General features: G+C 72.2%; 10 protein-coding genes. 6 read left to right on the top strand and 4 right to left on the bottom strand.

Annotated elements, in window-relative coordinates; genetic code table 11:
* Positions 1-149: 149 nt before the first annotated feature.
* Together ACN9MM_RS04465 and ACN9MM_RS04460 are read left to right on the top strand one after the other, a co-directional pair.
* A complete protein-coding gene (locus ACN9MM_RS04465) occupies positions 150-1,019 on the top strand; it encodes a hypothetical protein (RefSeq protein ID WP_426362388.1) in 870 nt (289 codons plus the stop codon).
* A complete protein-coding gene (locus ACN9MM_RS04460; RefSeq protein ID WP_426362387.1) occupies positions 1,020-1,226 on the top strand; it encodes a hypothetical protein in 207 nt (68 codons plus the stop codon).
* Here ACN9MM_RS04460 and ACN9MM_RS04455 read toward each other — a convergent pair whose 3' ends face one another.
* A complete protein-coding gene (locus ACN9MM_RS04455) occupies positions 1,227-2,120 on the bottom strand; it encodes a nitroreductase/quinone reductase family protein (protein ID WP_426362386.1) in 894 nt (297 codons plus the stop codon).
* A gap of 153 nt (positions 2,121-2,273) precedes the next feature.
* Here ACN9MM_RS04455 and ACN9MM_RS04450 point away from each other — a divergent pair, with 153 nt between their 5' ends.
* Together ACN9MM_RS04450 and ACN9MM_RS04445 are read left to right on the top strand one after the other, a co-directional pair.
* On the top strand, positions 2,274-2,678 hold the full coding sequence (locus ACN9MM_RS04450) for a MarR family winged helix-turn-helix transcriptional regulator (protein ID WP_426368671.1): 405 nt from the start codon (positions 2,274-2,276) through the stop codon (positions 2,676-2,678).
* A 52-nt stretch (positions 2,679-2,730) separates the two neighbouring features.
* Positions 2,731-3,828, top strand: a complete 1,098-nt coding sequence (locus ACN9MM_RS04445) for a calcium:proton antiporter (RefSeq protein ID WP_426362385.1) — start codon at positions 2,731-2,733, stop codon at positions 3,826-3,828.
* Here ACN9MM_RS04445 and ACN9MM_RS04440 read toward each other — a convergent pair.
* Positions 3,818-6,232, bottom strand: a complete 2,415-nt coding sequence (locus ACN9MM_RS04440; protein ID WP_426362384.1) for a penicillin acylase family protein — start codon at positions 6,230-6,232, stop codon at positions 3,818-3,820. The genes ACN9MM_RS04445 and ACN9MM_RS04440 overlap by 11 nt on opposite strands.
* A gap of 157 nt (positions 6,233-6,389) precedes the next feature.
* Between ACN9MM_RS04440 and ACN9MM_RS04435 the strand changes: the two genes are divergently transcribed.
* Complete coding sequence (locus ACN9MM_RS04435) at positions 6,390-7,898, top strand: fatty acyl-CoA synthetase (RefSeq protein WP_426362383.1); 1,509 nt, start codon at positions 6,390-6,392, stop codon at positions 7,896-7,898.
* Between the two features lie 56 nt (positions 7,899-7,954).
* On the opposite strand, the gene ACN9MM_RS04430 is transcribed toward ACN9MM_RS04435, so the two are convergent.
* A complete protein-coding gene (locus tag ACN9MM_RS04430) occupies positions 7,955-8,335 on the bottom strand; it encodes a VOC family protein (protein ID WP_426362382.1) in 381 nt (126 codons plus the stop codon).
* A gap of 23 nt (positions 8,336-8,358) precedes the next feature.
* The gene (gene paaK, locus ACN9MM_RS04425) at positions 8,359-9,645 is read right to left on the bottom strand and encodes a phenylacetate--CoA ligase PaaK (protein ID WP_382858716.1); all 1,287 of its coding nucleotides are present in this window, start codon (positions 9,643-9,645) and stop codon (positions 8,359-8,361) included.
* Positions 9,646-9,941: 296 nt separating this feature from the next.
* Between paaK and ACN9MM_RS04420 the strand changes: the two genes are divergently transcribed.
* A complete protein-coding gene (locus ACN9MM_RS04420) occupies positions 9,942-11,363 on the top strand; it encodes a family 2B encapsulin nanocompartment shell protein (protein WP_426362381.1) in 1,422 nt (473 codons plus the stop codon).
* The last annotated feature ends 27 nt before the right edge of the window (positions 11,364-11,390 follow it).

Raw genomic sequence — 11,390 nt, 5'->3', positions numbered from 1 at the left:
AGGCCCTAGTCTCGGACTTCGGGGCCGAACCGAGACCTGGGGAGCCGGCGAGCATGCACGAGACAAGGACGCCCGAGGTGCCATCGACGGCTGCGGCAGCACCGAGGAGGCAGGCACCGGGCGCGGCCCCGGAGGGCACCACCCGACAGGTGCCGCACCCCGCCGTACTCGCCGGCCTCCAACGGGCGGTGGGCAACGCGGCCGTGACGCGCTGGGTGCAGCGTCAGGAGGATCCGGAGGCCAGGGAGGAGGCGCGGCGGCACGCCGCCGATCCCACCGCGCACGGCGAGTGGGGCACGTTCCGCGACATGATGGCTCAGGCGGGCTTCCCCGACGGCGTCACGGACGACGCCTGGCAGCTCATCCTCGGTGGCATCGCCGAACAGGGGCAGCTCAACGACGAGGCCATGGCGACCTACGCCGGCCGCCAGGACCAGCGCGACCATCGCGCGTCGAACACCTGGTACCAAGACCTGGTGAAGCTCATCGGCGACTACCTGAAGATCGACACGCCGACGCTGGCTCTCTGGTCGGGCGGCAGGGAGGTCAGCGACTACGCCCTCGCCAGGGGCCACACCCCCCTGGAGGCCACCCCCTTCGGGGGCGTGGTCGACAAGCTGGCCCTGACCTCTGACTGGATGCTCAAGACGCCGATGTGGAACGTCCTGTCCAAGGCCTTCGTGAACCGTGCCCGCGGCCCCGTCCACATCTATCTGCGGACGTACAACCCCGACAGCGTGCTCATCTCGCAGGAGGTCCCGCAACTGCGCGTGGTCATGGCGCTCAACCCTGCGGTGCGACTCATCTGGCACCCGGTGTACGCCGCGGCCGACGGGACGCTGAGGGAGGTCGACAAGCGCCTTGAGCTGACCTCCGACGCCACCTACCCCACCCGGGACGAGTGCGTGCGGGTCCTCGACGAGTACCTCCGGCTCATCCACGACCCGGCCAACGCCCACTCCCAGAAAGCCCACTCGGAGATGAGCGCCCGCCTCGCCGCCAACGGCAACCCGCAGTAGGTGAGGGCGAGCCTCGGCGCCGGACGGCCGCGCACCGGTGCCACCCCGGACCGCGACTTCCCCGAGGCCGGCGCCATCGACCACGAGCGCCGGTACCACCCGACGTACCGGGACCACCTCGGCTCCGGCCCGCGGACCCGGCCCCGAACCGGCCGGAACGTGCCGGGCGCCCCGCACATCCAGTACAGCGAGGACTGGCGGGCCTGACTAGCGCTCCGGTGCCAGGGCCGGGAGCAGCTGGGACTCCTCGTACGTGAAGTGTTCCTCCAGGGCCGTCGCCAGGCGGTCGACCTCGGTGCGCAGGGTCTCCGGGGCGGCGCCGGAGGTCAGCAGGGACTCCAGTTCGCCGACCGTGCGGGCGACCACCCGGTGCTCCCGGCGCATCCGGTCCAGGGGCCCGGCGAGGTCCGGGAACTGCTCCTCCAGGAGGTCGAAGACGCCGTCCTCGTTGTGGTGGTGGGCGTGCAGCGCGCCGCAGAAGGTGAGGCAGTGGCGGGCGAGCTGCCGCCCGAGCGCGGGCGCCGGGGAGTCCGGGCCCGCGCGGAGCTCCGGGGCGTCCGGGCCCGCGCCGAGCCCGGGGGAGTCCAGGCCCGCGCGGAGTTCGGCGAGTTCGGCGCGGAGCTCGTCGTGGACCTTGACCAGGTGGGCGGCGATCGCCCGGTGGCGCGCCGGGTCCGCGAGGTCCACGCGGTGCAGGGCGACGACGGGGATGACCCGGTCCGTGCCGGACTGGTAGGCGGCGAACGCGGGGTCCCGGGCGCTCTGCTCCGCGTACAGCCGGTCCCGCTCCTCGCCCTCCGTCACCACCGCCCGTGCCGCGAAGCGTTCGACGGTCCCGTCGGGGGTGCCGAGTTCGACGGTGACGTGCGCGTCGGCGCGGAGGTTGTGGAACCAGGCCGGATGGCGCGGTCCGCCGGCGTTCGACGCGAAGACCAGGAGCCGCGCTCCGTCGCGTACGAACACGGCCGGATGGGTGTGGGGACGTCCGCTGCGGGCGCCGGTCGTGGTGAGCAGAAGTAAGGACGCGCCCTCGAACATCCCGCCCACACGGCCCCCGTTGGCCCGGAACTCCTCGATGACCCGCTGATTGAAATCGGACATGACGGTGCCCTTCGGTAGCATCGACCACGACAGATCTATTTGCTTTGAAAGCAAAGCTAAATCGGAGGGTGCAGGGTGTCAACCGCACACGAGGGGGGCGGGCGCGGCGACGGACCGGACGTCGACGACGCCGTCCGTACGCTGCTGCTGCTCATGCCCCGGATGGTCGGGCGGGTCAAGCGGATCAGGATCCCCGACGAGCTGCAGTCGCTCACCCTCGCGCCGCGCCACCTCTCCCTCCTCGCCTATCTGCTCTTCGACGGGCCGCTCGGCGTCAACGAGTTGGCGGCACGTCTGGAGGTCGCCCCGACCACCGTGAGCCTGATGGTCGGCGACCTCGCCAAGAAGGGAGTGCTGGAGCGGGCCGAGGACCCCGCCGACCGGCGACGGAAGATCGTCTCCATCGCGGAGGCCCACCGCCCCGCCATCGACGGCTGGCTGGGCCGCAGCGCAGGCGCCTGGCGCGCGGCGCTCGCACCCCTCGGCCCGGCCGAACGAAGGATGTTCGTCGAGACCCTCGCCGCGTACGAGCACGGTCTCGCCGACCGGGACGAATGAGCGAGACGACGAACGAAACGGGCGAAAGCCCCGATGTGGCAGGATGTGGATCATGAGTTCGAGTACGGCGTCAATGGCACGGCAGTGGACCACCTGGGGGCCGGTGGTGGCGGCGCTTGCGCTCGGCGTGGCCTGGGGCCGCGACCTTCCGGGCTTCGCCGTCGGCCTCATCGCGCTCTGCCTGATCGCCGCCGTCCTCGCGGCCGTCCACCACGCCGAGGTCATCGCCCACCGCGTCGGCGAACCCTACGGCTCCCTCGTCCTCGCGGTGGCCGTCACCGTCATCGAGGTCGGACTCATCGTCTCGCTGATGGCGGGAGGCGGCGAGAAGACCTCGACCTACGCCCGTGACACCGTCTTCGCCGCCGTCATGATCACCTGCAACGGCATCGTCGGCCTCTCCCTGCTCGTCGCCGCGCTGCGCAACCGCACCGCGGTCTTCAACGCCGAGGGCTCCGGCGGCGCGCTCGCCACCGTCTGCACCCTCGCGACGATGACGCTCGTCCTGCCCACCTTCACCACGAGCCACCCGGGCCCGGAGTTCTCCTCCGCCCAGCTCGCCTTCGCCGCCGTCGCCTCGCTCGGCCTGTACGCGGTGTTCGTCGCCGTCCAGACAGTCCGGCACCGCGATTACTTCCTCCCGGTGGAGCGCCCGGGGCAGGAGTCGGAGGAAGACCACGCCGACCCGCCGGGCAGCCGCGAGACCTGGACCAGCCTCGGCCTGCTCCTGCTCGCACTCGTCGCCGTCGTCGGCAACGCCAAGCTGATCTCGCCCACCATCGAGGACGGCGTCCAGTCGGCGGGTCTGCCCAAGGCCGTCGTAGGTGTCGTCATCGCCCTGATGGTGCTGCTCCCCGAGACCCTCGCCGCCGTCCGCGCGGCCCGCAGGGACCGCATGCAGACCAGCCTCAACCTCGCCTACGGCTCCGCGATCGCCAGCATCGGCCTGACGATCCCGGCGATCGCGCTCGCCTCGATCTGGCTGTCCGGGCCCCTGGTGCTCGGTCTGGGGCCGCTCCACATGGTCCTGCTCGTCCTCACCGGTGTGGTGAGCGCCCTGACCGTGGTGCCCGGACGGGCCAACCTCCTCCAGGGCGGCGTCCATCTCGCGATCTTCGCCGCCTTCGTGTTCCTGTCGTTCAGCCCCTGACGACCACCACCCTCAGCGCGGGCGAGCGCAGGATGTCCTTCTCGCAGAACCGGGAGGTCACCCAGCGCTCGCCCGCGTACAGCCGCGTCTGGTCGCTGTAGTGCGGCGACGCCGGGTTCGACGACTGGGAGTACGACAGCAGGGTGCGGGCCACCGGACACCGGCTCCCGTCCCAGCCGACCGCCTGCACGTGGCTGGTCCCGTGCGCGACCTCCGCGTAGCCCCCGGCCGCCGCGTTCCACACGGGCTCGGCCTTGTTCCAGACGCCCAGCGCCTCGGTCCCACCGCTCACCGGGATGCGTTCCCCGTTCCGTACGACGAACTGGTGGGCGCCGAGCGGCGCGTCCAGAGCGATGCCCGCAGCCCGCAGCTCCGCCGCCGCGCCCGCGAGGGCCTTCGCGAACTCGGGAAGACCGGTGTTCAGGGTGTGCGGAGTGCGGACCGGATCGGCCGCCGAGAACGGCACCGTCCACTGGTCGGCCGGCTTCACCGCGGCGGTGAACCTCCGCCAGAACCGGTCGAAGAGCAGCGCGCCCCGGCTGTCGGTGTTCACCGTCCGGTCCCAGGCACCGATCACCCGGCAGACCTCCGCGTCCTCCGGCAGCGCCGACGCGCAGGCCTTCGCCGCGTCCGCCGCCACCAGGTCACCGGCCGGCGCCCGGTTCGCGAACTGCTGGCGCTGGAGGTCGGCCACCGTCAGCCGACCCCGGTCCGCCAGCGCCGCCACGTCCTCGACCCCGCCGCGGGTGCGCAGCGAGCGCGGGGTCGCGACCGTACCGAAGATCCGCTCGTACCCGGTCAGCGGCCGGTCGGCGTTGGCCAGCCAGGCGCTGTCGTTGGAGTTCTCCACGTACGGGGCGTCCCGCAGGACCGGCATCCGCGACGGGCCGAAGACACCCGGCTGCACCGCGTCCGGGTCGGAGCCCGGCGCGCAGTCCGACCGCGAGCCGTCGAGCACGGCGACGCCCGAGGCCGGGTACGTCGCCCGGCCGAGCGGGGTCGAGCAGCGCGCGGCGAGCTCGTCGGTGATCCGGGGGAGCACCTGGGACTGGGTGAAGAGCGAGTGCCCCGCCGAGTCCGCCGCGATCGTGTTCACCCAGGGCAGCCCCTGGGTGCGCCGCAGGGCGTCGGCGATGTCCCGCGCGGACCGGGCCTTCGCGAAGCCGAGGGCGGTGTCCGAGCCGCGCAGGTTCGCGGCGTTGGGGTCGTTCAGGGCGTAGGCCGTGGTCGCGGTCCACGGCAGCGGCAGCTGCGCGCCGAGGCCGCCGACGACCGGTCCGTACCGGGTCCACCACTGGGTACGGGTGACAGGGGTGCCGTCCTTGATCCCGACGGTCACCTCGCGCGGGGTCATCCGCTCGGGCTTCCCGTCCACCAGGTACGCCGTCGGGTCGCCCGGCACCAGGGCCAGCTGGTGCAGATCGAGCGGGACGCCGGTGGCGACGGTGTGGCTCCAGGCGACCTTGTCGTTGAAGCCGATGTTCACGACGGGCGTGCCGAGGAGCGAGGCGCCGGAGACGTTCAGCTCGCCGGGGATGGTCTGCTGCGACTGCCAGAACCTGCGCCCGCCCTGCCACGGGTAGTGCGGGTTCCCGAGGAGCAGCCCGCGGCCGTTCGCCGTCGTCGTCCCGGAGAACGCGACGGCGTTGGAGCCCATGGTGGCGTTCTCGGGAGCGAACAGCTCACGCGCCGCCTCGGCCGTACGGGCCGGGTCGGGGGCTTCCGGGTCGGCGCCGGATCGCGCGGCCGAGGCGGCCGCTCCCGGGGTGGCGGCCGGCGGCCGGGCGGCGGTGATGCCGTCCACGGCCCTGCCCTGCCCGCCGAGCACCGACACGGCGAAGCCGCGCCGGGCCACGTCGAGCGCGGTCACCGGGCGGACCCAGTCGGCCTTCGCGCAGGCCGGATCGGTGACCCGGTTCTTCCGCAGCCAGGCGTTGTAGCCGGCCGCCCAGCCGCGCATCAGCTCCTTGACGTCGCGGCTCGGCCCGGCCGGCGCGGGGGTTTCGAGCAGGTCCTCGACGGTGCCCGCGTCCTTGACGCCCCGGAAGTACAGGTCGCTGGAGAGGTTCGTCGTGGCGGAGGACAGCGAGCCGTCGGGAGCGGCGTCCGGCCCGAAGTACCGGGAGCGTTCGCCGTTCACGGTCAGGAAGCCGTCGGCGAGCACACAGACCTGGTCGGCGGCCTGGGCCCAGCCCGTGCCGAAACCGAGGTCCGCGTAGTCCTCGGCCACGATGTGCGGAATGCCGTACTCGGTGTAGCGGATGACGGCCGACAGGCCCCGGTCGGACGGGTGGCGTTCCCGGCCGCCGGAGTCGGCGGCCGCCGCGCCGGGCAGCGAGGCCGTGACGACGGCGAGGGCCGCGCCGGTGAGCGCGAGATGTTTCAGACGGGTACGGAGGTGCAAGATGCCTCCCAACGGGCGGATGACCACTGCGGGTTGGACCATGCACGCAGTCGCGCGGCCCCTTGTCAACATCCCGTTCGGTATCCGAGGTCCGGGCATGTGCGGCGCGCCGCGCGGTACTTGACCTTCCGCCCGCTCCGCGCCGAGGATCACCCCCATGGATCGACTCCTCAGCCGCACCGTCGACGGTTTCCTGCGCGCGAGCGCCCGGCGCGTGCCCGACCGGATCGCCGTCCGCTACGCCGACCGGACCTGGACGTACGCGGAGCTCGACGCGGCCGTCTCCACCGCCGCCGCCGTCCTGCGGGAGCCGCACCACGGCCTCGGCCTGCCGGAGTACGCCCGGGTCGCCACGTACGGCCACAACTCCGACGCCTACCTCGTCGCGTTCCTCGCCTGCGCCCGGGCCGGCCTGGTCCACGTGCCCGTCAACCACCACCTGACCGGCGAGGACCTCACGTACGTCCTGGAGCAGTCGGGGAGCGCCCTCGTGCTCACCGATCCCGCCCTCGCCGACCGGATCCCCGAGGGCTTCGTGGTCAAGGCGCTGCGGGACGCGCCCGGTTCACTGCTCGACGCGCTCGCCGAGCCCGAGGATTTCCCCACCGACCGCGACGCCCGCGACCTCGCCCAGCTGCTGTACACCTCGGGGACCACCGCGCTCCCCAAGGGCGCGATGATGACCCACCTCGCCCTCGCCCACGAGTACGCGAGCGCGATCGAGGCGCTCGACCTGCGCGAGGACGACCGGCCGGTGCACGCGCTGCCGCTCTACCACTCCGCGCAGATGCACGTCTTCCTGCTGCCCTACCTCGCCGTCGGCGCCGAGAACACGATCGTCGACGGACCCGACCCGGCCGTCCTGTTCGACCTGATCGAGGCGGGGCGCGCCGACAGCCTCTTCGCCCCGCCGACCGTCTGGATCGGCCTCGCCAACCACCCGGGGTTCGCCGACCGCGACCTCTCCGCCCTGCGCAAGGCCTACTACGGCGCCTCGATCATGCCCGTGCCCGTTCTGGAGCGGCTGCGCGCCCGGCTCCCGGAGCTCGCCTTCTACAACTGCTTCGGCCAGTCGGAGATCGGCCCCCTCGCCACCGTCCTCGGCCCCGACGAGCACGAGGGCCGGATGGACTCCTGCGGCCGCCCCGTGCGCCACGTCGAGGCCCGCGTCGTCGGCGAGGACGGGAAGGACGTCCCCGACGGAACCCCGGGCGAGATCGTCTACCGGTCCCCGCAGCTGTGCGAGGGCTACTGGGGCAAGCCCGACGAGACGAAGGCCGCCTTCCGGGACGGCTGGTTCCACTCGGGGGACCTCGCGGTCCGCGACGCCGAGGGCTATCTGACGATCGTCGACCGGGTGAAGGACGTCATCAACTCCGGCGGAGTGCTCGTCGCCTCCCGCCAGGTCGAGGACGCGCTCTACACCCACCCCGGCGTCGCCGAGGTCGCCGTCATCGGTCTTCCCGACGAGCGCTGGATCGAGGCGGTCACGGCCGTCGTCGTCCCGAGCGGGGAGGTCACCGAGGCCGAGCTCCTCGACCACGCCCGCGAGAAGCTGGCCCGGTTCAAGGCGCCGAAGCGCGTCTTCCTCGTGGACGCGCTTCCCCGCAACGCCAGCGGCAAGATCCTCAAGCGGGAGCTGAGGGACCGCTTCGGCGCCTCGTGACACGGCCCCCCGTCACGAGGCGCGACCGTGCCTCGTGACGGGGCTCGGCGGGCGCGTCAGCCCGTGCGCTCCTCCACCACGCAGAGAATGTTGCCCTCACTGTCCTTGAACCAGGCGCCCCGCATGGTGTCCGACTCGGCCACGCCGTCGACGGTCTTGATGCCGGGCAGGTCGTACTCCTCGAAGGTGACGCCCTTGGAGCGCAGCTCCTTCATCTCGCCGTCGAGGTCGTCGACCTTCCAGCTCGCCAGCGTGTGGCCGGCCTGGCCGCCGTAGGGCGTCTCGTAGAGGCCGATCGTCGTGCCTCCGCACTCGTACCGGGTGTCCTCGGGCGTCTCCCTCGTGAGGGGAAGTCCGAGGGTGTCCGAGTAGAAGCGCTTGGCCCGGTCCAGGTCATTGACCGGAATGATCGCGGCTATGGGGGAGTCCGACAGCATCGCAACCACCTCCTCCCTCCAGGCTACGCGCCCCGCAGGTCCACGATCCGCCTGATCTTGCCCACCGAGCGCTCCAGCGTCTCCGGGTCGACCACCTCCACGCCGACCGAGACCCCGACCCCGTCCTTCACCGCCGCGGCGACGGCCCGCGCCGCCTCCGCGCGCTCCTCGGGCGTCGCGTCCGGACGGGCCTCGGCCCGCACGGTGAGGGCGTCGAGCCGGCCCTCCCGGGTCAGCCGCAGCTGGAAGTGCGGCGCCACGCCCGGGGTGCGGAGCACGATCTCCTCGATCTGGGTGGGGAAGAGGTTCACCCCGCGCAGGATGATCATGTCGTCGCTGCGCCCGGTGACCTTCTCCATCCGGCGGAACACCCGCGCGGTCCCGGGGAGGAGCCGGGTGAGGTCACGCGTCCGGTAGCGGATCACCGGCATGGCCTCCTTGGTCAGAGAGGTGAAGACGAGCTCCCCCTCCTCCCCGTCGGGCAGCACCTCGCCGGTGAACGGGTCCACGATCTCCGGGTAGAAGTGGTCCTCCCAGATGTGCAGGCCGTCCTTGGTCTCCACGCACTCCTGCGCCACACCGGGGCCGATGACCTCCGACAGGCCGTAGATGTCGACCGCGTCGATCGCGAACCGCTCCTCGATCTCCTTGCGCATCTCCTCCGTCCACGGCTCCGCGCCGAAGACGCCCACCTTCAGGGAGGTCGACCGCGGGTCCACGCCCTGCCGTTCGAACTCGTCGAGCAGCGTCAGCATGTACGAGGGGGTCACCATGATGATCTCGGGACGGAAATCCTGGATGAGCTGCACCTGCCGGGCCGTCATGCCGCCGGAGGCCGGGATGACCGTGCACCCGAGGCGCTCGGCGCCGTAGTGGGCGCCGAGCCCGCCGGTGAACAGGCCGTATCCGTACGCCACGTGCACCTTGTGCCCGGGGCGCGCGCCGGCGGCGCGCAGGGAGCGGGCCACCATGTCGGCCCACATGTCCAGGTCGGCCTCGGTGTACCCGACGACGGTCGGCCGGCCGGTGGTGCCGCTGGAGGCGTGGATGCGCCGGATACGGGACTGGTCGACGGCGAACATGCCGAAGGGGTAGTGGTCGCGCAGGTCCGACTTGGCGGTGAACGGGAACCGGGCCAGGTCCGCGAGCGAACGGCAGTCGTCCGGGGTCAGCCCGGCCGCGTCGAAGGAGCGCCGGTAGAACTCCACGTTCTCGTACGCGTGGCGCAGGGTCGCGCGCAGCCGCTCCAGCTGGAGGGCCGCGAGCTCCTCGCGCCCGAGCCGTTCGCCGCTGTCCAGCAGTTCCGTCATGCGCACTCCTCCGCCGTCGTAAAACGGACTACCGATCATTCGGTTGATCCGTTCCGGGTCAGTAAAACCGGAGGCACCCGGGGGTTGGCAAGGGGGTGGGCCGACTTTTTCCGCCGGTGCGGCGTCCCGGACGGCGGAGCGCGTGCGGCGCTCGCGGGGCGGTCGGCGCCGTCCGGCGCTCCGGCCCGTCCGCGCCGCACCCGGATGACCTACACCACCGTGCGTTACATCTGGACGCGGAGAGTGACGTACGAGAGTCCGCGAGAGCCCGAGAGCCCCTCAGAAAGCGAGTCACCATGTCGGTCGACACCGTGCCGGCGGCCACCCCGCCCGCCATCGAGCTGCGCCAGGTCCAGCTCAGCCTCAGCACCGCCGCCGCCCGCAACCTCGCCACCACCACCAAGTCCGAACCCCAGATGCAGGGCATCAGCTCCCGGTGGCTGCTCCGCAAGCTCCCCTGGATCCACACCCCGGGCGGTGTCTACCGGGTCAACCGGCGCCTCTCGTACGTGGTGGGCGACGGCCGCGTCACGTTCGTCAAGAGCGGCTCCCGGGTCGAGGTCATCCCCGCCGAGCTGGCCGAACTCCCGCTGCTACGCGGCTTCGACGATCCCACCGCGCTCGGCGCCCTGGCCGACCGCTTCGTCCAGCAGGAGTACGAGCCCGGCCAGGTCGTCGTGCACGCCGGCGGGCAGGCCGACCACGTCTACCTCGTCGCCCACGGCAAGATCGAGAAGCTCGGCACCGGGCAGTACGGCGACGAGACCCTCCTCGGGCGGCTCGGCGACGGCGACACCTTCGGCGGCCAGGTCCTCGCCGGGGACGGGACCTGGGACTTCACCGCCAAGGCCGTCACCGCCGTCACCCTCCTCGCCCTGCCCCGCACCGCCTACCAGGCCGTCGCCGAGCAGTACGAGAACCTCCGCGCCCATGTGCTGGGCGCCGGGGCCGACGGTCGGGCCCGCTCCACCAACCGGGCCGGCGAGGCGGCCATCGAGCTGAGCGCCGGTCACGTCGGCGAAGCCGAACTGCCCGGCGCGTACGCGGACTACGAACTCCGGCCGCGCGAGTACGAACTCAGCGTCGCCCAGACCGTCCTGAAGGTCCACACCCGGGTCGCCGACCTGTACAACCAGCCGATGAACCAGACGGAGCAGCAGCTGCGCCTGACCGTCCAGGAGCTCCGCGAGCGCCAGGAGCACGAGCTCGTCAACAACCCCGAGTTCGGCCTGCTCCACAACACCGACTTCGACCAGCGCATCCAGACCCACTCGGGCCCGCCGACCCCGGACGACCTCGACGACCTGCTCAGCATGCGCCGCGACACCGACTACGTCTTCGCCCACCCCAGGGCGATCGCCGCCTTCGGCAAGGAGTGCAACAAGCTCGGTCTCGCGCTCGACTCCGTCGACATCGACGGGCGCAGGGTGCCGGCCTGGCGCGGGGTCCCGCTCCTGCCCTGCGGGAAGATCCCGGTCACCGACCGGCAGAGCTCCTCGATCATCGCCGTCCGCGCCGGCGAGGACAACGAGGGCGTCATCGGCCTCCACCAGACGGGCCTGCCCGACGAGGTCGAGCCCGGCCTCAACTGCCGCTTCATGGGCATCGACGAGAAGGCGATCATCTCCTACCTCGTCTCCGCCTACTACTCCGCCGCGATCCTCGTGCCGGATGCCGTCGGAATCCTGGAGAACGTCGAGGTGCGCCCGCGCGTCTGACGCGGCCCGCGCAAATCCCGTTGCCCG

This window comes from Streptomyces sp. E-08 (assembly GCF_049913095.1).
Lineage (GTDB): Bacteria > Actinomycetota > Actinomycetes > Streptomycetales > Streptomycetaceae > Streptomyces.
Note: the sequence above shows the minus strand (reverse complement) of the source record. Positions and strands in the feature narration are given on the sequence as shown.